This is a genomic window from Bacillus cereus group sp. MYBKT111-2 (genome assembly GCF_051915205.1).
Classification (GTDB): Bacteria; Bacillota; Bacilli; order Bacillales; family Bacillaceae_G; genus Bacillus_A; species Bacillus_A paranthracis.
Map to the genome: position 1 here is coordinate 1 of NZ_JBQAEG010000011.1, position 24,932 is coordinate 24,932.

Below are 24,932 nucleotides of genomic sequence, written 5' to 3' on the forward strand. Positions count from 1 at the left end.
AATACGAAACGGATTAAGGCAAAATTAAAAATGAGCCCGGTACAATACCGGACTCACTTTTATCAAGCTGCCTAATGAAATAACTGTGTCTAACTTTTAGGGGTCACTTCAAGCACCCACATGCTTTACTCTTTTTTTCTATTCGATAATATACTCGGCAGTTGTACATTAACTGCCAACTTATGAATAAATCCAAATACTAATCCAATCCCAATAAATATGTATAAGATTGTAAATATCTTCCCAAAATCAGTTTGCGGGCTAAAATTCGCATCACCGACAGTCGTCAGCGTCACAACGCTAAAATACAAAGCATCAAGAGGACGTAATTCTTCAACTGTACTATAAAAAATCGTACCAGATGTTAATGTTAAAAATGTTAATACGAATAATACTTGAAATTCTTTATCTTTCCACGCTCGTAAACAAGCTTTTAGCATTCGTTTCAATGTCAACATAAATGAAAGCATGAGACTTCCCCTTCCAAACAAAATACCTGTAGTTACAGGAAAGTCTATCACCTTTCTGTACAGAAAAAAAGTAGCCCTCTTCTATTTCTAGAAAAGAGCTACTTTTTACTATTCTATATTATTTAGGTGAAACAAGAATTTTCACTTGTGTTTTATCTTTTACAAGTGCTTCAAATCCTTCTTCAACAACTTGATCTACTGTGATTTTTTTCGTAATTAATTTCTCTGCTTGAATTTGACCAGAGCTAATTAATTTAATAACAGCTGGGAAGATATGACGGTATCCTAAAATACCAACCACTTCTTTTTCTTTTAGTACAAGATTGTTTGGAGTAATTGTTGCGTCTTTTTCCCATACACTAACAATTACAGTTTGTCCTTCGAAACTTGTACTTTCAATTGCTTGACGAAGTACAACTTCAACACCTGTTACTTCAAAGCTCACATTTACACCTAAACCATTTGTTAAGTTACGAATTTCTGCTAATACATCTTGAGTAGCTGGATTTAATACGTAATCCGCACCTGCTAATTTTGCTAACTCTTGACGTTCTTTAGAAAGTTCAACTGCAATAACCGGAGTTGCTCCTGCTGCTTTAGCTGCTTGGATAACAAGAAGTCCAATTGGACCACAACCAAATACTGCTACAGCTTCCCCTTCTTTTAATTTACTTTGACGTACTGCATGAACTGCTACAGCTGCTGGTTCTACAAGTGCACCTTGTTCATATGTCATTTCATCTGGAATATGGTGAACCATATCTTCTGGTACTACTGTATATTCAGAGAAACCGCCGCCTTCTCCGCCAAGACCGTGGAAAACAAGTTGTTCACAAACATTGTAATGTCCATGTTTACAAGCTTCACATTTACCACAAGAATAAATTGGTTCTACAACGACGCGGTCTCCCACTTTATGAGATGTAACGCCTTCACCGATTTCAACTACCTCACCGCTAAACTCATGACCTAAAATAACCGGTGCTTTTACATGTGTTAATGGATGCTCTTCTGTGGGAATAAAAATAGGTCCTGCTAAATATTCATGCAGGTCTGTCCCGCAGATACCACACCATTTCACTTTAATCTTAACTGCTCCTGGTTTTACAGTTGGTTCTGGTACTTCTTCTACTCTTACATCACGTTGATTATGCCAAAGTAATGCTTTCATTTTATACATCCCTCTCTATGTATATACTTAACCTGGTGAAGTTTACAAATCTATTATAATACTTCTATCCATATATTTCAAAAAAACAATATCATTTCCACTAATTTTTAACAAATAACGTTCAATATTTTGTCACTTTGTACTTTTTTCCACATCTGTTAATTCAATTTCATTGCGGTTGAAATTAGCATTATGCCATAATAGCATAGGAGAGGTGAATATCGCTTGAAATATTTTATTTACTTTATTGTTATCGTAGCTTTTCTAGATACATTTTCACAATTACCTATTATGAGTACGTTCGCTCAAAGTCTTGGAGGATCCCCTCTTATTATTGGGCTAGTTGTCGGCATGTACTCATTTGCTAATATGATCGGTAATATTATTGCTGGCGCTGCTGTCGATAAATTTGGTGCAAAAAAAATACTTTATATAAGCATGGGACTTACGAGTTTCATAGTCTTGTTATACACTGTTGTTCAAAGTGGTGAACAACTATTAGTTGTGCGCTTTATGCATGGCTTTAGTGACGGATTTTTAATTCCTGCTGCCTTTACGTTTTTATCCAAACAAACAAATGCAGCAAGGCAAGGTAAGGCAATGGCTCTATCTGGGGCTGCAGTTGGAACAGCGGCAATTGTAGGACCTGCTTTTAGCGGAATTATGAAAGCAACTGCCGGTATAGAGTGGGTGTTCATTACCATTTCTATTTTAATGGTTCTTGGTACAATTGTATCTCTCTTCTTCTTACCAAATAACGTATCAAGAAAAGATACTTCAAGAACACAAATGATGAACAAAGAAGATATGTTTGAACTATTGAAATCAGAACCGTTATTACAGGCATATATTGGTGCTTTCACACTCATGTTTTCACAAGGAATTGTCACTTATATGTTACCAGTAAAGGTTGAAGCATTAGCCCTTAAAGCATCTACAACAGGCATGATGTTAAGTGTATTCGGCATTACCGCTATCCTCTTCTTCTTACTGCCAACAAATCGTATTTACGATCGATTTAATCGTTCAAAACTAATGTTAATTGGTATTGCAGTAATGGCATTAGCATTATCTTTACTTGGATTATTCGCAACCAAAGGCATGCTCTTTATCGTTATGATGATTTATGGCATTGGATTCGCTATCCTTTTCCCATCAATAAATGCATTACTTGTTGAAAATACGACAGATGATAAACGCGGAAAAGCGTTCGGATTGTTTTATGCTTTCTTCTCATTAGGCGTTGTTGCTGGATCCTTTACAGTTGGAGCAATCGGGGCATCCCCTAGCGTCAGCTTCGTTATTGGAACTGCATTCTTATTAACATTTGCCGGAATGATTTATGTCAGAAGCAAAATAAAAAACAAAGGAAAAGTAAAAAAGACAATGATGGGTTAATTCCATCGTTGTCTTTTTTTTGCCGAATATATTACTTTTGTGTGTAGCTAAGTAACAATGTAAATAAGTTGAATGGTAAAGGCAATACTACATTTCTTCTTTTACAAAAAAAGTGTATCAATACCAACGATACTTCGACAATTTCCTCGGAAATATTTCCTTCCCCCACATAATTTGATACACTATATATGAACAGACATTTGTATTACATAAACTAAAATAATAACTTACTGTACAAATTCAAAAGCACATTCTTCATATGAAGAATGTGCTTTTCTGTTATTAACGTTTAATCCAAACAGCACCTGCTGATTTATCCTCTGCCTGTCCAACAACTTGGAATTTCAGTCCAAGGTTCGGAACTTTTCTTCCTGCATCTGCAATTTGTTTATTACTATATACTTTTGAATCATCAAAAGTTGTAACACCTTGTAACCCAGAATAGTTAAACTGTCCACGTGTGAATGAATTTACACTCCATGCTGGTGTTTGATCAAATGAAAATGCAGCGTCTGCAATTTGCATACCTGTGTTACCGTAAGTTGGTTTTCCGTTTAAATTGCCAACAAATGCTTCTGGATGAGAGTCTACAACCCCAAGGAATCCTTCACCTGGATGCACCCCAACCCAGTTATCTTTAAAGCTATCATCTGCATACCAAACGACAAGACCTGTATTATACACTGGACCTTTTCCTGCTTTTAAACCATTATCTGATCCCGCATAGTTTCTCCACTCTAAGTAGTAATAATGAGCTTTCTTCTCTGTCCCATCAGAAACAACAAAACCATTTACATTCATTTTAGACTGTCCTTCTGCATCATCAGAAAATACAACTTGTCCATCAACTGTTACATTTACATTGTCCATCGCAAAACCTTTATATGTTACAGCCGGATCTGTAATATAGTCGAATTGTAGTTTCACTTTTTTCCCTTTAAATTGACTTAAATCATATGATTTATCAATCCATTTCCCATCTGTTGTATCTTTATCTCCTTGGACTACTTTTTCTCCAAGTCTATCAATTAATGTTTTCGTTCCATCTTCTGTTACTGCATGCACTTCGACAAAATCGCACTCTGCTTCTAACTCATAATTTGCTTTATAATCGAATTTTGCATTTATTCCTTTTGTTAAATCAAAGAACGGTGTTTCTAATGTTGTATGCATATCATCGCCTCTTGTACTATAATATGCATGCTTTCCAAACTCCGGTTTAATCGTTTCAACACTTTTGCCTGGTAAGTTAACACGTACAACACCTGGACGATTTGACTTCGTAACACTTTGATCAATATATGTAGGAACTCCTACACCACGCTTAATTTTATCGTAATCTACTTCTAAAATTTTTGCCCAGTTGCCACCCATATTCTTTTGTAAGAAATCTTTATTTTGTGGTGAGAAACTAGTTGGCTCTGTTCCTGCAATTTTCCCTGTCCAACTTCCCCCACTCATTAGTGACCAAGCTTCGACAGGTGAACCAGTTCCAGTATATTTCGTATCATATTCATCCGGTAAGCCAAGGTCATGTCCAAATTCGTGCGCAAATACACCTACTGCTCCATCTTCTGGTTCAATTGTGTAATCATGTGCTGCTACTTTTCCACCAAAGTAATCTACCTTTGATTCTGTCCCTTCAATTGCTACCGGATCTACTGCTAATTTTGAACGATGTGACCAAATGGCATCATCGCCTAATTTACCGCCACCAGCTTCTTGACCAACACCAGCATGGATTACCATTAAATGATCAATTACACCGTCAGGCTCATTTTGATTCCCATCACCATTTGTATCATATCTATCAAACTGATCAAATTGAGATAAATCTAATCCTTTCTCAGCAGCTGCATGTAAAGCTTCTTTCACTAAATCACGTGCGCCTTTTGGTCCTTTATTATCATGACCACTACTACCATCAGCTCCATAATCAGATGCTTTTCCTGGAACAGTTAGCCACTCCGTTACATATCCGTCTGTCGTATAACTACCGCCAGACTGCTCTTCGTAATATTGTTTAAATGTTTTTACTTTTGAACCATCAAATAACGTGTACGGCTCATTACCAAATAACATCTTTTGATAATGCTCTCTACTAAAGTCATTCGAATACATATACCCTGGTGTTTGATCAATATTATTATGTTTATAATCACTAAATTCAACGAGTAACACTAATACCTTATCCGTTCGAACAGATCCCTTATACGGCGCTTGCTTTGCTTTAGATGTTGGAACTTGCCCATTCAATTGTTTTTTATTTGGCTCAGGCTTTTGCTCAGGGCTAACATTTTTTTCAGGTTTCTTTACCTTTTCCTTTTCTTCCATTTTTTTCTCTTTTATTTTTTTCACGAAATCAGATGCCTCTTTAGCAGTATCAGCTGGAAGAACTTCTTTATTTGCCTGGTCCCCTTGTTTCTTTTCAATATATTTCTCTACAGCCTTTTTCGTCTCTTCTTTAGAAGATGCTGGATTAATTTCTCCTCTTTCTTTCAGAGCTTCCGCTAGACGATCTTCTTGAATTAAATTGTAATCAATTGGTGTTGTAGACATATTTTCTTTCTCTTTTGCTGGCGTTTCTGCGTACGCTAATGGAGCACTCATTACAGATGTGCATCCGATAATTGCCGCAATTGCTAATGACGATAACACTTTAAATGGCGCTTTTCTTCTCATTTCATTTCTCTCCTTTTATAAAACTTAAAATTCAGATAAAGTGAAACTTAAATCAGTGGGGGTTTTCTTCATCCCCCACTGATTATTAGTTGAACCAATCGGACTTTTATAGGCAGTTGATCCCTCACCTAACTTTTTTGCTTTCGCTGAATTTTGAGGTGGGGGTCTTACTGCCCATTAAAGTGGGATAAATAAGTGCATTTAAATCAAAAGCTCTACTTTCTGCCCTCCCTATATAAAGTGAAACTTTAATCAGTGGGGAGTTTGTTCATCCCCACTGATTATTAGTTGAACCAATCGGGCATTTACGGGCAGTTGATTCCCCACCTAACTTCTTTGCCCCAGCTGAATTTTGAGGTGGGAGTCTTACTGACCGTTAATGCGGGATAAAAAGGCATAATTCTATAAACATTAAGCTTTCTGTTATAGAATCATGCCCTCCAGTTTTCTGGTCAGACTCTCTATCTGTCTATATCAAAATATGAAAAATAAAGAGTGATTTGTATATATTAAATAGTTTATATAACAAATTTAAAAGACAATATGCAAAATTGCATGAAAATTCTTTTAAATATAAAAAAAGAATCCTAGTCACTTAAACTAGGATTCTTGATTTTCTATTATTTCTCTTGTGTTTTTTCCCAATCAGCTAAGAATTTCTCAATTCCTTGATCTGTTAATGGATGCTTCACTAATGAAGCAATTACATTTGCTGGGATTGTTGCAATATGTGCACCATTTAATGCTGCGTCAGTTACGTGAACACTGTGACGTACAGATGCTGCGATAATTTCTGTTTCGATGCCATGAATTGCAAAGATTTCTGCGATTTGGCGAATTAAGTCCATACCGTTATGACCGATATCATCTAAGCGACCTAAGAATGGTGAAACGTACGTTGCACCAGCACGAGCTGCAAGTAATGCTTGAACTGCTGAGAACACTAATGTAACGTTTGTACGAATTCCTAAGTCAGAGAACGCTTTTACTGCTTTTAAACCTTCTGTTGTCATCGGAACCTTTACAACAACGTTTGGAGCAATTTTTGCTAACTCTTTTCCTTCTTCGATCATTTTATCTGCTTCTAAGCTAATTACTTCTGCACTTACAGGTCCTTCTACAACGTTGCAAATTTCACGAATGCGCTCGTGGAAGTCTACGCCTTCTTTTGCTACAAGTGATGGATTTGTCGTTACTCCAGCTAATACGCCTAATGCATTTGCCTCTTTAATTTCGTTAATATTTGCTGTATCAATAAAGAATTTCATTTGTTATTCTTCCTTCCTAATTTTCAATTTATATTTATTTGTTTTTCTTAATAAGCTCTAATTCAATCGGAATAGATTTGTCCACTTTTTTACCTTGCGTGATCTCTTTTGCTGTTTGCATCGCCTTCTCTCCGATTAATTCCGGTTTTTGAGCAACTGTTGCAGCCATACGCCCATCGTTAACCGCTTTCACAGCATCTTCAGTTGCATCAAATCCAACAACGACTACATCTGTTTTTCCAGCAGACTTCAATGCTTCAAGTGCCCCTAATGCCATCTCGTCGTTATGGGCAAACACGGCTTTAATATCACCATTTGCTTGCAAAATGTTTTCCATAACAGATAATCCTTTCGCTCTATCAAAATCAGCCGCTTGTTTAGCAACTACTTTTAAAGACTTATCAGCTACGTTATGGAATCCTTTCCCACGTTCACGAGCAGCAGACGATCCAGGGATTCCTTCTAACTCAGCAACGTTTGCTCCTTCGCCAACTAATTCACGAATGTAATCACTAGCCATTTGACCACCTTCGATATTATTAGATGCAATGTGAGAAACAACCTTACCTGAATTCGCAACGCGGTCTACTGTAATAACAGGAACATTTGCTGCATTTGCTGCACTTACTGCTGAAGCAACAGCATCTGAATCAGTTGGATTAATAACAACTACATCGACACCTTTTTGAATTAAATCTTCAACATCATTTGTTTGCTTTGCTGCATCATTTTGTGCATCAACAGCAATCAATTCGATGCCACTATCTTTCGCTTTCTTTTCTGCACCTTTTTTCAAAGTTACAAAGAAGGGATTATTTAAAGTTGAAACAGAGAATCCAACTTTAATAGTTTTATTTCGACCTTTATCGCTAGAATCCTTTGCCCATTCTGGTGGTTCCATTGAACAACCAGCAGTAATGACCATAATACATGCAACGAGTATAAGTAACCATTTCTTCATGAACTGTCCCTCCATTACGCTTCTTTTCTGCGATCAATTAATACAGCTAGTAAGATTACAAGTCCTTTTACAACTTGTTGGAAGAAAGAAGATACACCTAATAAATTTAAACCGTTATTTAGTACACCGATAATAAGTACACCGATGAATGTACCAACAATCCATCCTCTTCCCCCAGAAAGACTTGTTCCACCTAATACAACTGCTGCAATTGCATCTAATTCGTAAGAAGTACCTGCAGTCGGCTGTGCAGAATCTAATCGTGATGTTAAGACAATACCTGCAAGCGCTGCCAAAATTCCGGAAAGACCGTAAATCATTACTTTAATTCTCGTAACATTAATACCTGATAGTGCTGCTGCTTCTTCATTTCCACCAATTGCAAATGTACGGCGACCAAATGTCGTTTTCTTCAAAATGAAGTACAGTACTGCGAAAGCGATCATCATTGTAACAGCTGGTACCGGAATACCAAGAAAATAACCGCGGCCAAACATTTGGAACATTAAATGATCACCAAGGCCAGTGATCGGACGTCCGTCCATATAAACAAGCGTCAACCCACGAAAAATAGTCATTGTTGCTAACGTCGCAATAAATGGAGCTACTTTTCCTTTCGCAATGATGATACCGTTTACAATTCCCATTACAAGACCTGCTAATAATCCAACTGCCATTGCAAGAAACGGATCCATGCCACTTGCCATCATTCCAGCAACAAGTGCACTTGATAATGCTAAAATAGAACCTACCGATAAGTCAATACCCCCTGTTAAAATTACAAAGGTCATTCCGAATGCAATAAGCGCATTAATCGATACTTGGCGCAGTATATTAAATAAATTTGGAATTTCAATAAATGCTGGATTTAAAGCTGTAATTACGACGATAATTAGTGCTAAACCAATTAAAGAACCGAGTTGCTGTAATACATTCCCCTTCTTAGCCATCCTTATTCTCCCCCTGTAGCTAGTGCCATAATAGACTCTTGTGATGCCGCATCTTTCTCTAAAATACCGCCGACTTTTCCTTCATGAATGACAAGAACGCGATCACTCATTCCTAAAACTTCTGGAAGCTCAGATGATACCATAATAACGGCATCCCCTTGCTCGGTAAGCTTATTCATAATAGAGTAAATTTCTTTTTTCGCTCCAACATCGACACCCCTTGTTGGCTCATCTAAAATGAGTAACTGCGGGTGGATACCTAGCCATTTTGCAATAACAACCTTTTGCTGATTTCCACCAGAAAGAGATTTCACAGCTTGCTCTCCACTAGATGCTTTCACATTAAGAAGTTTCATCATGTCCGCTGTAAACTGTTGTTCTAGTTCGTTACTTACGACACTCCCCTTTGAAAGACTTTCTAAATTCGTTAAAGCCAAATTTTCCCGAATTGAGAAATCTAACACTAATCCTTCAGATTTTCTATCCTCTGTAATGAAAGCTATTCTTTGTCTAATCGCATCTATCGGACTATCAATCTTTACTTCTTGTCCATTTATAAAAATTTGGCCAGAATCTAAAGGTTCGTATCCAAATATCGCTTTCATAATATCTGTACGGCCAGCTCCCATCAAGCCAGCTACACCAAGGATTTCACCTTTTCTAACTTGAAACGAAACATTTTCAAACTTCCCTTTTTTCGTTCCATTACGCATCTCAAAAATCACATCGCCAATTTGACTATTTCGTTCTGGGTAACGTTCACCAATGCTGCGCCCCACCATCATACTCACTACTTCATCAAATGATGTTTCTGGAATTAATCTCTTTCCCACGTATTCTCCATCACGCAAAATCGTAATAGCATCACATATTGAGAAAATCTCTTCCATACGATGCGAAATGTACACGAATGAAACACCTTCTTTACGTAACTTATTGATTACTGTAAAGAGCGTTTCGATTTCACGATCCGTCAGTGCCGCAGTAGGTTCATCCATAATAATAACGCTCGCGTTCGTCATTAGTGCTTTCGCAATTTCGATAATTTGCTGTTGGCCAACCGATAACTCTCCTGCCAACATAGCGCCTTTTACATGTAATCCTAACTCCGCTAGTTGCTGCTGCGCAATCGCGTTCATTTGACGCGTACGTAAAATACCTGTCTTTCCATACATTAACTCTTTACCGAGAAACATATTTTCAGCTACTGTTAAATTCGGTAATATGTTCAATTCTTGATGTATAAATGCAATACCGTACTCTTCAGCTTCTTTCGCATTTTTAAAAGTTCGTTCTTGTCCATCAATCGTGATCGTTCCACCATCTCTTTTGTATACACCTGTTAAAATCTTCATGAGCGTTGATTTACCCGCTCCATTTTCCCCCATCAATGCATGGACTTCTCCTGTTTCAATCATAAATTGTGCATTCTTCAAAACAGGATTGCCATTGAACGCCTTTGAAATATTTTTCATTTCAATACGCATTCCCATCACTTCCCTTTATTAAAAAATCACGCCTGCATGTAAAATTACATTGGCATAAGGCGTAGCCTCACCTGTACGAATAATAGCTTTCGCTTTCTTTGTATGCTCTTTAAATTGTTCATGAGATACATATTCAAACGCTGGTTCTATTAATTTTAGTTCGATTTCTTTATTTACTTCCGCATTGTTGTTAATAACCTCTTCTGCTAACGTCACTTTTTCAATTGCCATATCATCAGCTACCACTTGCAATACATCTAAAAAGCTAGGTTTTCCTATTTCAACAGCTAAATCAATTCTTTTTACTCCGTCAGGAATTGGTAAACCGCAATCAGCGATTACAATCGTATCCGTATGCCCAAGTGAAGCAAGCACTGCTGCAATCTCACTGTTTAATACGCCGTGCTTTTTCATCCGACAATCACCTGCACTTCACGTACTCTATCTCTCGTTGGCATACCGCCTTGCGCCCCAAGCTTCGTTACAGAAAGACCACCAGCAATATTCGCAAAACGAATTGCTTTTTGAAGTATTTCTCCTTCAGAAAGCGCAACTGCTAATGCACCATTAAATGTATCACCAGCTCCAGTCGTATCTACTACATCAACAGCAATGCTAGGAACATGTACAATCTCCGTACCATTATGGAAACGTACACCGTTAGAACCTTCTGTCATCAATAGTTTGTTTGGATATTTAGCCAGTAACTCTTCAATTGGTGATGTGAAATCATCTAATACGATGCGACACTCATGTTCATTTGGCGTAATATAAGTTGCCTTTTCTAAAATATCTTCTGATAACACTTGTGCTGGCGCTGGGTTTAACATAACCGGGATTTTGTGTTCCTCACAAATAGCTAATACATATTTTACTGTTTCAAGCGGAATCTCTAGTTGAAGCACAACCATATCAGCTTTTATAAGAAGATCTTTTGAACGATTTACAACCGACTCATTGACAAGAGCATTCGCTCCTTGCACGACAACAATACTGTTATCCTCTTCTGCTAAAACGATATGAGCAATTCCTGTCGCCGCATCTGTAACCGGTACCACATAGTCGATAAAAACGCGTTCGTTCTCTAAATTTTTTCTAACTACAGTTCCATAATTATCGTCTCCTACCGCTCCAACCATCGCTACATTTGCGCCTAATCTAGCTGCAGCAACCGCCTGGTTAGCTCCTTTCCCTCCTGGAATTGTATGAAATGCTTCACCAATTACTGTTTCCCCTGCTTTCGGACGTTTTTTTGAAACGGCCACTAAGTCCATTGAAATACTACCTACTACTGCAATATTTGGCATCTATTTCATCTCCTTACTTCGTTGTATTTCGTTCTATAATTTCAATCGGTAAACGATAATGTTTCTCTTCTAATACGTTTCCTTCCATCTGCTCTAACAGCAGTTCTGTTGCAATTTTCCCCATTTCATAAATTGGCTGTGCAACAGTTGTAATAGATGGATACATCATCTCTGTTAAAGAAATTCCATCGAATCCGATAATTTGTAAATCATCCGGAATAGAAATCCCCTTTTGAAGCGCAGCCTTTACGATACCTATTGCAATTAAATCATTCCCAGCAACAATTCCATCAATATGCGGGTATTGTTCTAATAGTTCCACCGCTACACGCTCACTATTAGCTGGATCAAATGTACTCTCTGCAATCATATAAGAAAGATTGTTTTGCGTAATAACGTCTACAAAGCCTTCAAAACGTTCATTAGCTGTACTTACGTCACGCGGTCCACGAATATGTGCAATATGTTTACAGCCTTTATCTATTAATAACTTTGTCGCTGCCTGACTTCCCGCATAGTTATCTGCATACACAGCAGGTATACGCTCATTAAACATACGGTCAATTGCAACGACTGGTACTGACAAGTTCATGTAATTCACACTATTTTGTGGATTTGTCGCTACAATAAATCCATCTACATTATTTTGCCTAAGTACATCAATATATTGCTTTTCTTTCTCTAAACTTTCATCAGAGTTACAAAGTACAACTGTATACCCTTGCTTATGCGCTACATCTTCTACGGCACGTGCAACTTCTGGAAAGAATGGATTCACGATATTTGGAACAACTAAGCCAATTAAACGAGATTTTTTATTATACAGTGAACGCGCTACTGTACTAGGCTTATAGTCTAGCATCTCAATCGCTCGTTCTACTTTCTTTAAAGTATCTTCATGAACATATCCATTTTTATTTAACACTCTGGAAACGGTCGCAACAGATACTCCCGCTAATTTTGCAACGTCTTTAATCGTACTCATTTTCTTCCCTCTCCATTTCATGTAACCGTTTACAGAAAATAATATAACGTATTTCTAGAAATACGTCAATCATTTCTCACGAAAAAGCTTTTAAGGTTATACTCAAAAAAGCACCGCCATAAGGCGATGCTTTTTCATTACGAATAGGATACAGTTTGTTCTTTTTCCTCTGTAGCTGGCTCTTCAGCATCCTTTTTACGATCTGACAGTTTAATCTTCTGTAAGAAAATCGTAAAGATAGCGCCTACTACGATAAATACTAATCCTGTCAAGAATACAGTATGAAGTGAGTCTACTAAAGAATTTTTCAAAATTGGTACAATGCTGTTAGCGAACGCTTCTGGCATTTGTTTTAATGCCTCTGGACTAAATAACATTGAATATAAGCCTTGCGGATCTGTATGAATCATATCTTTAAATTTCGTTACCATTTGTCCCGCTTCTTTCGGGAATGTATCTAATACAGGTACTAAATTTTTTGTTAACGTTGTACCTGAAGTGTTATTCATGATTGATCCTAAAATTGTAATACCAAATGTTCCGCCGATTTGACGGAAGAACTGACTTGATGATGTTACGACACCAAGATCTTTTTTCGGAAAGCTTTCTTGTAACGCTAATGTTAATGTCGGCATTACAAGACCCATTCCTAAACCGATAACCATCATATAAGAAGTAGCAGTCAATTTAGTTGTGTGCATATCCATCGTTGTTAATAACCAGAATCCTCCAGCCATTATAAGCATTCCTGTAATAATTTGTGGTTTTACACCAACTTTTAATACAAGTTGCCCGCCAATAATACTCATCACAATCATTGTAATCATCATTGGCGTCATAATTGTACCTGATTCAGCAGCACTTACTCCTACAATTCCTTGCATGAAGAATGGTACGAACATAATCGCACCGAACATTCCAATACTCATAAAGAATCCAATCGCATTTAGTAATGTAAATGTACGATTTTTAAAGAAATGCATCGGTAAAATTGGTTCTTCCGCTTTCGTTTCAACGATAACAAAGCTAACGATACCAATTAAAGCTAATGCAAATAACCCGATAATTTGCCAAGAATCCCATGCGTAATCTTTTCCACCAAACGTTAATGCAAGTAATAAACTTACAACACCGAGAATCATCGTAAAGATCCCAGCGATATCAATTTTAATTGGTCCTGTTTGTTTATGTGATTTTAATCCCATTGCAATAAAGATTGTTGCTAAAATACCAACTGGCAAGTTAATGTAGAATACCCACCTCCAGTTCACTGCATCTACAATCCAACCACCCACTTGTGGTCCAATTACAGAAGCAAGACCGTATAACGCACCAAAAATACCTTGCCATTTCGCACGTTCTTTCCCCGTGAACATATCTCCAATAATAATCATAGCCATCGGCATCATAATACCGCCGCCAAGACCTTGAATACCACGGAAAATAATTAATTCTGTCATACCATTTGCCATACCACATAATGCTGAGCCAACCATAAAGATAACTAGCCCTGTTATATATACGTTACGACGTCCAAGTAAATCCGCTAATTTACCTGCGATTGGTACAACTGTCGTTGATGTTAACATATAAGCTGTTGTTAACCACGTCATTAAGCTTAATCCGCCTAGTTCACCGACGATACGCGGCATTGCTGTACCAACGATTGTTCCATCTAAGGCAGCAAATAGCATCGCAATTACTAAACCGACTAACAACAACTTTCTATTTATATTTTCTTGTTGCTCCATGTAATCTCCTCAATTCCTCTTAGTTATTCCCTTTTTTCTCTTGTGTCCCGCAAATAATTGTTTCGAGCTTCTCAAAGAGACGTAACAAATCTTCTCTTTCTTGTAACTCTAAATGTGAGAAATATTTTGCAAGGTGCTCATTACGAGCGACCATTGCCTCTTCTACTCTAGCTTTCCCCTTTTTTGTTAACTCAATGATGACAACACGGCGGTCATCTTTGTCGTGATAACGCTCGACAAGCTCTTGGTCAATTAAGCGATCAATCATCACTGTAATTGCACTAGGCTTTACATACATCTTTTTTGCTAATTTTGTCGCTCTTGAAGCTCCATAATGATCTAAAATCTTTAAAATATAAAACTGCGGTGGTGTAAGTCCTGTTGCTTGCATTTGTTCTAATAACTCTGTCTGCATTTTCTTTCCAATCGAAAAGGCAAGAGCTTGAATTTTATCGATATGCGTCATATCATTTGGCATGTTATCCACCTCTTATTTAAACAATAAAATATTTAACGTATTTAAATATTAATCCGACGAACAAAATCCGTCAACACTTTTTATCTATAAAAACGTTTACATTTTTGTCACAAAGTTGTATAATTTTCGACGAAGTTAATATTGACAGTCACGGAGAATCGGAGTACACGGCTATGAATCATAAAAAAGGAAACTTTTTTATATTTCATGGCCTTTTTATATTCTCTCTGACTTACGACACTTCGAATTAATTTGGGGAGGATTTTCATTTTATGTTTTTCACACAATTCTTTAAACCTGCGCCCCACGCGGAACGCTTACCAGCTGATCGCGTTGATAGTGAATACCGTAAATTACGTTTACAAGTATTCTTAGGTATTTTCATCGGCTATGCAGGCTACTACTTTGTTCGAAAAAACTTTTCACTAGCAATGCCATACTTAATTGAACAAGGCTTTAGTAAAGGGGAGCTTGGGGTTATCCTTTCAGCAGTTTCTATCGCTTACGGATTAAGTAAATTTCTTATGGGTATCGTATCCGATCGTTGTAATCCTCGCTACTTTTTAGCAGCTGGGCTATTTTTATCAGGTATCATTAATATTATTTTCGGCTCATTTTCTTTCATTACAACGAGCATTATACTTATGTTTGTACTTCAGTTTTTAAATGGATGGGTACAAGGGATGGGATGGCCTCCTTGTGGTCGTACAATGGTTCACTGGTTCTCTATTAGTGAACGTGGTACAAAAATGTCTATTTGGAACGTCGCTCATAATGTCGGTGGCGCACTTATGCCTTCCCTTGTAACATTAGGGTTATATTTCTTTGCAAATGACTGGAAAAGTATTTTTTACTTCCCAGGTATTCTTTCAATTTTAGTTGGTATTTATGTATTAATTACGATGAGAGATACACCTCAATCTTGCGGATTACCTTCTATTGAAGAACATACTGGAGAATATCCACCAGATGAAAAAGTACAAGATCGCGAACGCGAACTTTCAGTAAAGGAAATTTTATTTACATACGTACTAAACAATAAATTTTTATGGTACATCGCTATTGCGAACGTTTTCGTATATTTCGTACGTTACGGTGTTGTAGACTGGGCTCCTACTTATTTAGTAGAAGAAAAAAGCTTTACTCATAGTAGCTCACGTACAGCTTATGCTCTATATGAATGGGCTGGTATTCCAGGTACACTTCTTTGCGGCTGGATGAGTGATAAACTATTTAAAGGACGCCGCGCACCTGCTGGTATTTTATTTATGGTTGGTGTATTTATCGCCGTTCTTGTATACTGGCTAAACCCTCCTGGTAATCCAATGGTTGATAGTATCGCACTTGTTGCAATTGGATTTTTAATTTACGGACCTGTTATGTTAATTGGTCTACACGCTCTTGACTTAGCACCAAAGAAAGCGGCTGGAACTGCAGCTGGATTAACTGGCTTCTTCGGTTACTTAGGCGGAGCAGCTTTCGCTAGTGCCGCTATGGGCTTTATCGTCGATGCATTCGGATGGGATGGCGGATTCATCTTATTACTTGTATCTTGTGTACTTGCAATGTTCTTCCTTGCTCTTACTTTAAAGACAGGATCTCCAAAACAAAAGCAAGCTTAAGCACTAATATTATTCTTATCAAAAAAAGAGAGACTGTTCTTTCCAGAACGTCTCTCTTTTTTCTACATATAATACTTTTTTCTTACAAAAGATTTATTTCTCTCTCTTATACATGTTAGCGTTTTCAAAGCGCTTCAACTACTTATATATATGCATCCAATCTCTATATAAAAATATTTTTGAATATTTTCTCAACTTATGCTTGTCAAACATTGTCAATTTATATTAAAATAACAACAACATACAAAATATTTAGTCTTTTCAGAAAGATGGAGGGATAGCCATGAAGAATCCACTTCTTCGCATTGAAAACTTACAGACTTCCTTTCGCATACAAGATCAATATCATGCCGCAGTTGATGATGTTTCGTTAACTGTCCATGAAAATGAAATTGTCGCGATAGTTGGTGAATCAGGTTGCGGAAAAAGTGCACTTGCCCTTTCCATTATGCGACTGCATAATGAAGCAAATACAAAATTACAAGGGCAGCTTAACTATAGAGATAAGGATTTACTAACGATGTCAGCCGCAGAGATGAATAAAGTACGCGGATCAAACATCGGTATGATTTTCCAAGAACCTCTTACAGCACTCGATCCTCTTATGACAGTTGGAAAACAAATCGAAGAAAATTTAGACTACCACACAAGCCTTTCAAAAGTTGAAAAGAAAGAACGCACCTTAGAACTACTTCATCAAGTTGGTATTCCAAAACCAGAACTTACATATAAACAATACCCACACGAATTATCTGGCGGAATGAGACAAAGAATTGTTATCGCAATTGCAATTGCTTGTAACCCAGCACTTATTATTGCAGATGAGCCAACAACGGCTCTTGACGTAACCATCCAAGCACAAATTTTAGACTTACTAAAATCTATTCAAGAACAAACGAAAATGGGCATTATTTTAATTACTCACGATTTAAGTGTTGTCGCAGAAACAGCCGATCGTATCGTCGTTATGTACGCTGGACAAGTTGTAGAAACAGGAAAAGTTGAAGAAATTTTTAATAACCCTCTTCACCCATATACCCGTTCTCTATTAAACTCCATTCCATCTGCGTATGCTGAAAAGGAAAAATTACATGTTATTCAAGGTGTTGTGCCGACATTAGCTAAGTTACCTCGCACAGGTTGTCGATTCCAAGCACGAATTCCGTGGATTAGACCTGATCAACATGAAGAAAATCCCGTTTTACATGAAGTAAAACCAGACCATTGGGTACGTTGCACTTGCTACAAACATTTTAACTTCCAAGATAAGAAAGGAGATGACGTAACTCATGGCACTGCTTAAAGTAGAAGATTTAAAAGTACACTTTCCAATTAAAGGTGGTGTTTTCGGTCGTACATTAGATTACGTTCGTGCTGTTGATGGCGTAAGCTTCGAACTACAACCTGGTGAAACGTACGGAATCGTTGGGGAATCTGGGAGCGGCAAATCAACAACTGGAAAAGCAATTATGCACTTAACAAAAGCAACAGGCGGTAGCATTCATTTTAATAATAGAGATTTAACAAAATTAAGTCGCTCAGAACTAAGAGAACAGCGAAAAGATATTCAGATGATTTTTCAAGATCCTTATTCATCCTTAAACCCGAAGAAACGTGTTATGGATATTATCGCTGAACCACTTCGAAATTTTGAGAAACTCTCACCTGATGAAGAGCGTAGAGCTGTTCAAGATTATCTTGATAAAGTTGGCTTAAATCCAGAGTCTATTTATAAATACCCACATGAATTTTCCGGTGGACAAAGACAGCGGATTGGTATTGCACGCGCACTTACACTAAAGCCGAAGCTTATTATCGCAGATGAACCTGTATCTGCACTTGATGTGTCAGTACAAGCGCAAGTTTTAAACTTCTTACAAGATTTACAATCTGAACTCGGACTAACATACTTATTTATTAGTCATGATTTAGGTGTAATTCGCCATATGTGTGACCGTATCGGTGTTATGTATCGCGGACGCATTGTGGAAGAAGCAACTAGTGCTGAAATTTATAATAACCCACAGCACATCTATACGAAGCGCCTAATATCAGCTATTCCTGATATTCGTCCGGAAAACCGCGAACAACAGCGTAAATTGCGTCGTGAAGTAAGCACTGAGTACGAAAAATCATACGAAAATTATTTCAATGAAAATGGACGTGCTTACGATTTAAAACCAATCTCGCCAACTCACCGGGTGGCATTACCATAAGGGAGTGATAAAACATGTGGAAATTTATATTACGCCGGATTTTAGTTATGATACCGCAATTATTCGTATTAAGCGTACTCGTCTTTACACTTGCTAAAGCAATGCCAGGTGATGCATTAAGTGGCGCTGAACTAGCAAACCCAAAAGCCGATCCAAAAGTAATTGAAGAACAACGTGAGAAACTTGGGTTAAATGATCCTATTCCCACACAATATGTAAGGTGGATTTCAAACGCCGTACAAGGAGATTTCGGTATTTCTTACGCACATAAAATACAAGTAACAGATATTATTGGGGAACGCCTTGGTAATACAGTGCTGTTAGCTCTTCTAATTCTTATTCTTACTTATTTAATCGCCATTCCACTTGGCGTTATAAGTGGGCGTTGGAATGATACGTGGGCTGATCGACTCATTACACTCTATAACTTTTTAGGATTTGGTACACCCCTATTTATTTTCGGATTAGTAATGTTATTCTTATTCGGCTTTTTATACCCGATCTTCCCTACAAGTGGTAGCGTTGATCCACAAGTGGCAGCCGGATCATTTGATTACTATTTAAGTAAATTAAATCATATGATTTTACCAGCTTTATCTGGGGCATTAATTGGCACTGTAGGAACTGTACAATATTTACGAAGTGAAATTATTGATACGAAACATAAAGATTTTGTACGCACAGTAAAAGCAAAAGGTGTACCAGAATCTAAAGTATATTCCAGACATATTTTACGAAATTCATTTTTACCAATTGCAGCATTTTTAGGATATGAAATTACAGGTTTAGTTGGTGGCTCTATTATTCTAGAAAATATTTTCGGCTACCCAGGAATTGGACAACTATTTTTCCAATCTATTACTCAACGTGATTTCAGTGTCGTAACTGCTCTTGTATTATTTACTGGATTCGCAACGCTACTCGGGACTCTTCTTTCCGATATTATTCTAAGCATCGTTGATCCACGTATTCGTATTGATTAATGGAGGTGAAGAAACGTTATGTTAGCAAATCCTGAAAAACAAACTGAAGTCATTCATTACGAAAAGAGCCCTTCTGGTTTCTCCATTATGTGGCGAGAATTTCGTAAAGATAAACTAGCAATGTTTTCCCTATTCTTTTTAGCTTTAATATTAATAGCCGTTTATACAACTTCATTTATTATGAAACAAGAAGATATCGTTCGAGTCGATTTGTTCGCCATTTATGATCCTCCTTCAGCTGAACATTGGCTAGGAACTGATTATGGTGGCCGTGATATTTTCGGACAATTAATTATTGGTACACGTAATTCCTTTACAGTTGGTTTAGCCATCACTCTTTTATCAACTCTTATCGGTCTTACGATGGGACTAATTGCTGGCTATTTTGGAGGAGTTGTTGATAACATCATCATGCGTTTTATCGACTTTATGATGATTTTACCATTCTTAATGATTGTTATCGTATTTATCTCACTCGTTCCAACTTTCAATATTACTACATTTATTCTCATAATGACGGCTTTCTTATGGGTCGGAAAAGCAAGGCTTATACGCTCTAAAGTATTAACGGAGAAAGAACTTGATTACGTATCTGCATCCAAAACGTTAGGAACACCAAATTGGAAGATTATCTTCCAGCAAATATTACCTAATTTAAGTTCTATTATTATCGTCAATATTACATTAAATCTTGCTGGTAACATCGGGATTGAATCTAGTTTGACTTACTTAGGATTTGGTCTACCAGAAAGTACACCGAGTCTTGGTACACTTGTAAGTTACGCAACAAACCCAGATGTATTGCAAGAAAAATGGTGGATTTGGTTACCCGCATCAATCATGATTTTAGTGTTGATGCTGTGTATAAATTTTATTGGTCAAGCGTTAAAACGTGCGGCTGATGCAAGACAAAGAAAAGGTTAAGGGGTGGAGAAGTTATGAACAAACCAAAACTGTACAAAGTATTAAGTACACTTGCTGCTTCAACATTATTACTGTCTGCATGTGGGGGTGCTGATAGCGGTAGCAAAAAAACAAATACGAAAAAAGTAGAAACAAATAAATTTAGTGCTGCTGTAAAAAATGACGGTAAAGAAATTAAAGACGGATCATTAACATATGGACTCGTTTCAAATTCACCTTTTGCTGGTGTTTTAAGTAGAGTACTATATGAAGTTGCTCCAGATTCAGAAATTATGGATTTCTTTGATGAACAATTATTAGCTACAGATAAAAACTGGGAAATTACAAATGACGGTGCTGCAACGTATACAATTTCTGAAGATAAAAAAACAATTACTATTAAGGTTAAAGATAATGTAAAATGGCACGACGGTAATCCTGTAACAGCTGAGGATTTGGAATATTCTTACTTAATTATTGGTAATAGTAAATATACAGGTATCCGTTACGATACACAAATGCAAATGATTGAAGGTATGGAAGAATATCATACTGGAAAAGCTGACAAAATTTCTGGTATTAAAGTAGTCGACCCAAAAACAATTTCCATTACTTATAAAGAAGTAAACCCTTCACTGAAAACTGGTATTTGGACATATCCTACACCTAAAAAATATTTAGGCGATGTACCAATTGAAAAACTAGCTGAATCTGATAAGATCCGTCAAAATCCAATTGGATTCGGACCATTTAAAGTGAAGAAAATCGTTCCTGGTGAATCAGTTGAGTATGAGCGCTTCGATGATTATTGGGCTGGTAAACCAAAGTTAAAAAATGTAACGTTAAAAGTTGTAAATCCATCTATTGTTAGTGCATCTCTGAAAAAAGGTGATATTGATATTGCAGCAATTACTGCTGATCAATATCCGAACGTAAGTAAATTAAAAAATACACAACTAATTGGTAAAACTGACCTTGCTTACACTTATATCGGATTTAAATTTGGACATATGGACAAAGCAAAGAACGAAGCTGTAATGGATAAAGATAAATTCAAAGACGTTCGTTTACGTCAAGCGATGGCACATGCAATTGATAGAGAAAAATTGGCAGAGAAAGTATATCACGGCCTTCGCGTTCCAGCTAACTCTCCAATTCCACCATCTATGCCAAAGTACCATAATAACGATGTTGGTTCATATAACTTAGATGTAGATAAAGCGAAAAAACTATTAGATGAAGCTGGCTATAAAGATAAAAATGGTGACGGATTCCGTGAAGATCCAAAAGGTAATGAATTTAAAATTAACTTCTTAGCTAGTAACGGTAGTGAAACAAGTGAACCACTGGCTAAATTCTATATTCAATCTTGGAAGGATATCGGCTTAAAAGTAGAACTTGTTGATGGACGCTTACATGAATTTAATGCTATGCGTGAAATGATTAAAAAAGATGATCCAAAGGTTGATATTTTCTCTGGTGCTTGGAACACTGGTTCTGATCCTGACCTTTCTGGTCTATGGGGTAAAAATGCTGGTTTTAACTATCAGCGCTGGGTAAATGATGAAAATACGAAGTTATTAGATGCTGGATTATCAGAAAAAGCTACTGATGAAAAATATCGTAAAGAAGTATACGATAAATGGCAAAAATTAATTCATGACGAAGCACCGATGATTCCAATTCATTACACATTTGATTTAACAGGTGTTAATAAGCGCGTAAAAGATTTTGATGTCAATGCTGAAGTGAATCAAATAACTTCACATTGGAAAGACGTTACTGTAACAAGTGAGAAGCCAGAAATAGAAAAATAATCATAAAAATAGCTCTTAGCATTTACTTACTGCTAAGAGCTATTTTTTATTTACAATCCTTCTCTTACTATTAATAACAACCAATTCCTTCCCCACTCTAAAATTAAAAGATTTGATGAATCATCTTTATTACAACAGCTAACGTAACAGATGCAGCAAATCCCCCTAAACAAATAAGACCGACACCTTGGCTATATGATAAATTTTGAAGTGCTTTCATCTTTTTCATCCTCCCTATCTCCCCTTCGATATGTTTATTTTACCAATGGAATAAATTTCATAACATCGATTTTTCTGACAAAAAACTTACAAATTTGTAAGTTAATATTTTCTAAAACTTATGTATCTATTATGTCCACACTCTCCCCTTTTATACGTTGAAAAAGACCTCGAATTATATCAAGGTCTTGCTTACACTACAAAATATTTCACTCAATTTATTTAATAATCATTACCGGACATTTCACACGCTTTGCTATTTTATGACTGACACTACCAAGCACCATCTCTTGCAGTGTATTTAATCCTCTACTCCCAGCAATAACAAGATCTATATCTCCTGTATTTACATATTGAACAATTGTATCTCCTGGATCGCCATGTAATATCGTAATTTTATAAGAAATATTCTCTTTCTTTAATAAACCTTCAATCTCTTTTAATTTATCTTTTCGACTAGCTGATACTGTTTCTAAATCTGTTTGACCTTGTATAATATCTGACTTTGCCGTTCTATTATCTACAACGTACACCACTTCAACATTTGTTTCTTCGTTAAATTTTGCAATATGTGTCGCGTGCTCTGCCGCTCGAAGTGCATGTTCAGAACCGTCACATGCTAATATAATTTGTTTATACATATGCTGAATCCCCTTTTCGTTATCCTACTCGTATTATATAATAAAGCCCCCTAAAAAGGAGGCTTCTAACTAGCAATTCTTTTATTATAAGTAGCTAAATTTGTAACAAGTTTTGCGCTACGTTCATTTAATCCTGTTATACTTACTTTCACACCACTTTGTTCATACTTCATAATAACTTTATCAATTGATGCCACTGCTGAATCATCCCATACATGTGCATTAGTAAAGTTCATCTCAATTTCTTTCACATCTTCATTAAATGAAAAAGCATTTATAAAATCTGCTGTAGACGCAAAGAAAAGTTGACCGTGAATTTCGTATATTTTCTTATTTTCAATATATAAATGTTTCACGTGAATCTTTGCCATATTGAATGAAAATAACACAGCACTAATTACTGTACCAATGACTACGCCTAATCCTAAATTGTGAGTGATAAGAACGACCACTACTGTTACGATCATAACGAATGCATTCCCTTTTGGTACTTTATGAATCGTTGCTACAGAGTTCCAATCAAATGTTCCGATTGAAACCATAATCATAACTGCAACTAAAGCTGCCATCGGAATATGAACCACATAATCACCTAAAACGAATAGTAATACGATTAAAAATCCGCCCGCTACAAACGTCGATAATCGTCCGCGTCCACCTGATTTAATATTAATAACAGATTGGCCAATCATTGCACATCCTGCCATACCTCCGAAGAAACCAGCGACAATATTTGCAATACCTTGACCGCGTGCTTCCTTATGCTTATTACTTTCCGTATGCGTCATATCATCTAAAACTGAAGCTGTTAATAATGACTCTAATAAACCTATAATTGCAAGCATAACTGCGTACGGTAAAATAATCCCTAACGTCTCAAGTGTAAAAGGCACGTCTGGAATACTAAAGAACGGTAATTCTTTCGGCAGGCTTCCCATATCCCCTACTGTTTTTAATTGTAATCCGCTCATAAGTGCAATACTTGTCACGATGATAATTGCAATAAGTGTGGACGGTACAGCCGTCGTAATACGTGGAAATACATATATAATTGCAAGTCCTAATGCGACAAGCGCGTACATTTGCCAATTTGCATTTTTAAAATGCGGCAATTGCGCTGTAAAAACTAAAATCCCAAGTGCATTTAAAAATCCACTCATAACTGATTTCGGAACAAACTTCATAAATGAGCTCAATTTGAACACGCCAAAAATAATTTGGACAATACCTGTTAATATTGTTGTAGCAAATAAATATTGTAAACCGTGATCTTTAACGAGCGTTACCATTAATAATGCCATTGCACCTGTTGCAGCTGAAATCATCCCAGTTCTTCCACCAACAAATGAAATGGTAACTGCAATACAAAAGGCTGCGTATAACCCAACGGTCGGATCCACGCCTGCAATAACGGAGAAAGCGATCGCTTCCGGAATTAATGCTAAAGCAACGACAATTCCTGATAACACGTCCCCTTTCACATTGGAAAACCAGTCATTTTTTATCGTCTGAAACAAAGTACCACTCCTCTACTCTTTTATCATTTGATTTTCTCCGTAAGAAAATCAAGGCCGACTGCACGAAGGTTATTATATAACGAGTAGAGGATTTTGTGCTATGTAA

The 24,932-nt window shown here is 36.8% G+C and carries 22 protein-coding genes; 7 read left to right on the forward strand and 15 right to left on the reverse strand.

Features of this window, described 5'->3' with window-relative positions; all coding sequences use genetic code 11:
• Positions 1-125 precede the first annotated feature (125 nt).
• A complete protein-coding gene (locus ACTFNE_RS23385; RefSeq protein ID WP_000948232.1) occupies positions 126-470 on the reverse strand; it encodes a potassium channel family protein in 345 nt (114 codons plus the stop codon).
• A gap of 118 nt (positions 471-588) precedes the next feature.
• The gene (gene bdhA, locus ACTFNE_RS23390) at positions 589-1,641 is read right to left on the reverse strand and encodes a (R,R)-butanediol dehydrogenase (RefSeq protein WP_000645822.1); all 1,053 of its coding nucleotides are present in this window, start codon (positions 1,639-1,641) and stop codon (positions 589-591) included.
• Between the two features lie 225 nt (positions 1,642-1,866).
• Between bdhA and ACTFNE_RS23395 the strand changes: the two genes are divergently transcribed.
• Positions 1,867-3,039: an MFS transporter gene (locus ACTFNE_RS23395; RefSeq protein WP_000873239.1), complete on the forward strand. Its 1,173-nt coding sequence runs from the start codon at positions 1,867-1,869 to the stop codon at positions 3,037-3,039.
• Positions 3,040-3,321: 282 nt separating this feature from the next.
• Here ACTFNE_RS23395 and inhA2 read toward each other — a convergent pair whose 3' ends face one another.
• The 10 genes from inhA2 to ACTFNE_RS23445 form a co-directional block, all read right to left on the reverse strand.
• The gene (gene inhA2, locus ACTFNE_RS23400) at positions 3,322-5,721 is read right to left on the reverse strand and encodes a M6 family metalloprotease immune inhibitor InhA2 (RefSeq protein ID WP_046198896.1); all 2,400 of its coding nucleotides are present in this window, start codon (positions 5,719-5,721) and stop codon (positions 3,322-3,324) included.
• 620 nt (positions 5,722-6,341) lie between these two features.
• The gene (fsa, locus tag ACTFNE_RS23405; protein ID WP_000667661.1) at positions 6,342-6,989 is read right to left on the reverse strand and encodes a fructose-6-phosphate aldolase; all 648 of its coding nucleotides are present in this window, start codon (positions 6,987-6,989) and stop codon (positions 6,342-6,344) included.
• Positions 6,990-7,023: 34 nt separating this feature from the next.
• Positions 7,024-7,950, reverse strand: a complete 927-nt coding sequence (gene rbsB / locus ACTFNE_RS23410) for a ribose ABC transporter substrate-binding protein RbsB (RefSeq protein WP_000758975.1) — start codon at positions 7,948-7,950, stop codon at positions 7,024-7,026.
• 14 nt (positions 7,951-7,964) lie between these two features.
• On the reverse strand, positions 7,965-8,900 hold the full coding sequence (locus ACTFNE_RS23415; protein ID WP_001074633.1) for an ABC transporter permease subunit: 936 nt from the start codon (positions 8,898-8,900) through the stop codon (positions 7,965-7,967).
• A gap of 2 nt (positions 8,901-8,902) precedes the next feature.
• Positions 8,903-10,387 (reverse strand): ribose ABC transporter ATP-binding protein RbsA, encoded by a 1,485-nt coding sequence (gene rbsA / locus ACTFNE_RS23420; RefSeq protein ID WP_046198897.1) that lies wholly within the window; start codon positions 10,385-10,387, stop codon positions 8,903-8,905.
• 18 nt (positions 10,388-10,405) lie between these two features.
• Positions 10,406-10,801 (reverse strand): D-ribose pyranase, encoded by a 396-nt coding sequence (gene rbsD / locus ACTFNE_RS23425; RefSeq protein ID WP_000716141.1) that lies wholly within the window; start codon positions 10,799-10,801, stop codon positions 10,406-10,408.
• The gene (gene rbsK / locus ACTFNE_RS23430) at positions 10,798-11,694 is read right to left on the reverse strand and encodes a ribokinase (RefSeq protein ID WP_046198898.1); all 897 of its coding nucleotides are present in this window, start codon (positions 11,692-11,694) and stop codon (positions 10,798-10,800) included. The genes rbsD and rbsK overlap by 4 nt, the downstream gene beginning before the upstream one ends.
• A 13-nt stretch (positions 11,695-11,707) precedes the next feature.
• A complete protein-coding gene (gene rbsR / locus ACTFNE_RS23435) occupies positions 11,708-12,679 on the reverse strand; it encodes a ribose operon transcriptional repressor RbsR (protein WP_046198899.1) in 972 nt (323 codons plus the stop codon).
• Between the two features lie 137 nt (positions 12,680-12,816).
• A complete protein-coding gene (locus ACTFNE_RS23440; protein WP_046198900.1) occupies positions 12,817-14,430 on the reverse strand; it encodes an MDR family MFS transporter in 1,614 nt (537 codons plus the stop codon).
• Between the two features lie 19 nt (positions 14,431-14,449).
• Entirely contained in the window at positions 14,450-14,908 is a 459-nt protein-coding gene (locus tag ACTFNE_RS23445; RefSeq protein ID WP_046198901.1) for a MarR family winged helix-turn-helix transcriptional regulator, read from the reverse strand.
• A 272-nt stretch (positions 14,909-15,180) separates the two neighbouring features.
• Here ACTFNE_RS23445 and glpT point away from each other — a divergent pair, with 272 nt between their 5' ends.
• The 6 genes from glpT (at position 15,181) to opp4A (ending at position 22,449) form a co-directional block, all read left to right on the forward strand.
• Complete coding sequence (gene glpT, locus ACTFNE_RS23450) at positions 15,181-16,530, forward strand: glycerol-3-phosphate transporter (protein WP_000466372.1); 1,350 nt, start codon at positions 15,181-15,183, stop codon at positions 16,528-16,530.
• 283 nt (positions 16,531-16,813) lie between these two features.
• On the forward strand, positions 16,814-17,833 hold the full coding sequence (locus ACTFNE_RS23455) for an ABC transporter ATP-binding protein (protein WP_000795378.1): 1,020 nt from the start codon (positions 16,814-16,816) through the stop codon (positions 17,831-17,833).
• Positions 17,820-18,746, forward strand: coding sequence for an ABC transporter ATP-binding protein (locus tag ACTFNE_RS23460; protein ID WP_001196380.1), 927 nt, complete (start codon positions 17,820-17,822; stop codon positions 18,744-18,746). The genes ACTFNE_RS23455 and ACTFNE_RS23460 overlap by 14 nt, the downstream gene beginning before the upstream one ends.
• Before the next feature lie 14 nt (positions 18,747-18,760).
• Positions 18,761-19,729, forward strand: a complete 969-nt coding sequence (gene opp4B / locus ACTFNE_RS23465; protein ID WP_000265445.1) for an oligopeptide ABC transporter permease — start codon at positions 18,761-18,763, stop codon at positions 19,727-19,729.
• 18 nt (positions 19,730-19,747) lie between these two features.
• Positions 19,748-20,653, forward strand: coding sequence for an ABC transporter permease (locus tag ACTFNE_RS23470; RefSeq protein ID WP_000880733.1), 906 nt, complete (start codon positions 19,748-19,750; stop codon positions 20,651-20,653).
• Positions 20,654-20,667: 14 nt separating this feature from the next.
• Complete coding sequence (opp4A, locus tag ACTFNE_RS23475) at positions 20,668-22,449, forward strand: oligopeptide ABC transporter substrate-binding protein (protein WP_046198902.1); 1,782 nt, start codon at positions 20,668-20,670, stop codon at positions 22,447-22,449.
• A gap of 103 nt (positions 22,450-22,552) precedes the next feature.
• Here the strand turns inward: opp4A and ACTFNE_RS23480 are convergent, their stop codons facing one another.
• From ACTFNE_RS23480 to ACTFNE_RS23490, 3 genes are all read right to left on the reverse strand, one after another.
• A complete protein-coding gene (locus tag ACTFNE_RS23480) occupies positions 22,553-22,678 on the reverse strand; it encodes a DUF4027 family protein (protein ID WP_000738299.1) in 126 nt (41 codons plus the stop codon).
• Positions 22,679-22,886: 208 nt separating this feature from the next.
• Positions 22,887-23,309, reverse strand: a complete 423-nt coding sequence (locus ACTFNE_RS23485) for a universal stress protein (RefSeq protein ID WP_000277989.1) — start codon at positions 23,307-23,309, stop codon at positions 22,887-22,889.
• Positions 23,310-23,374: 65 nt separating this feature from the next.
• Positions 23,375-24,826 (reverse strand): SulP family inorganic anion transporter, encoded by a 1,452-nt coding sequence (locus ACTFNE_RS23490; RefSeq protein WP_098214690.1) that lies wholly within the window; start codon positions 24,824-24,826, stop codon positions 23,375-23,377.
• Positions 24,827-24,932: the final 106 nt, after the last annotated feature.

What these genes read in the sequence shown, in the direction of transcription:
- ACTFNE_RS23385 (WP_000948232.1), bottom strand. Translation starts at nt 470, where the DNA reads ATGCTTTCATTTATGTTGACATTGAAACGAATGCTAAAAGCTTGTTTA.
- bdhA (WP_000645822.1), bottom strand. Translation starts at nt 1,641, where the DNA reads ATGAAAGCATTACTTTGGCATAATCAACGTGATGTAAGAGTAGAAGAA.
- inhA2 (WP_046198896.1), bottom strand. Translation starts at nt 5,721, where the DNA reads ATGAGAAGAAAAGCGCCATTTAAAGTGTTATCGTCATTAGCAATTGCG.
- fsa (WP_000667661.1), bottom strand. Translation starts at nt 6,989, where the DNA reads ATGAAATTCTTTATTGATACAGCAAATATTAACGAAATTAAAGAGGCA.
- rbsB (WP_000758975.1), bottom strand. Translation starts at nt 7,950, where the DNA reads ATGAAGAAATGGTTACTTATACTCGTTGCATGTATTATGGTCATTACT.
- ACTFNE_RS23415 (WP_001074633.1), bottom strand. Translation starts at nt 8,900, where the DNA reads ATGGCTAAGAAGGGGAATGTATTACAGCAACTCGGTTCTTTAATTGGT.
- rbsA (WP_046198897.1), bottom strand. Translation starts at nt 10,387, where the DNA reads ATGCGTATTGAAATGAAAAATATTTCAAAGGCGTTCAATGGCAATCCT.
- rbsD (WP_000716141.1), bottom strand. Translation starts at nt 10,801, where the DNA reads ATGAAAAAGCACGGCGTATTAAACAGTGAGATTGCAGCAGTGCTTGCT.
- rbsK (WP_046198898.1), bottom strand. Translation starts at nt 11,694, where the DNA reads ATGCCAAATATTGCAGTAGTAGGTAGTATTTCAATGGACTTAGTGGCC.
- rbsR (WP_046198899.1), bottom strand. Translation starts at nt 12,679, where the DNA reads ATGAGTACGATTAAAGACGTTGCAAAATTAGCGGGAGTATCTGTTGCG.
- ACTFNE_RS23440 (WP_046198900.1), bottom strand. Translation starts at nt 14,430, where the DNA reads ATGGAGCAACAAGAAAATATAAATAGAAAGTTGTTGTTAGTCGGTTTA.
- ACTFNE_RS23445 (WP_046198901.1), bottom strand. Translation starts at nt 14,908, where the DNA reads ATGCCAAATGATATGACGCATATCGATAAAATTCAAGCTCTTGCCTTT.
- glpT (WP_000466372.1), top strand. Translation starts at nt 15,181, where the DNA reads ATGTTTTTCACACAATTCTTTAAACCTGCGCCCCACGCGGAACGCTTA.
- ACTFNE_RS23455 (WP_000795378.1), top strand. Translation starts at nt 16,814, where the DNA reads ATGAAGAATCCACTTCTTCGCATTGAAAACTTACAGACTTCCTTTCGC.
- ACTFNE_RS23460 (WP_001196380.1), top strand. Translation starts at nt 17,820, where the DNA reads ATGGCACTGCTTAAAGTAGAAGATTTAAAAGTACACTTTCCAATTAAA.
- opp4B (WP_000265445.1), top strand. Translation starts at nt 18,761, where the DNA reads ATGTGGAAATTTATATTACGCCGGATTTTAGTTATGATACCGCAATTA.
- ACTFNE_RS23470 (WP_000880733.1), top strand. Translation starts at nt 19,748, where the DNA reads ATGTTAGCAAATCCTGAAAAACAAACTGAAGTCATTCATTACGAAAAG.
- opp4A (WP_046198902.1), top strand. Translation starts at nt 20,668, where the DNA reads ATGAACAAACCAAAACTGTACAAAGTATTAAGTACACTTGCTGCTTCA.
- ACTFNE_RS23480 (WP_000738299.1), bottom strand. Translation starts at nt 22,678, where the DNA reads ATGAAAAAGATGAAAGCACTTCAAAATTTATCATATAGCCAAGGTGTC.
- ACTFNE_RS23485 (WP_000277989.1), bottom strand. Translation starts at nt 23,309, where the DNA reads ATGTATAAACAAATTATATTAGCATGTGACGGTTCTGAACATGCACTT.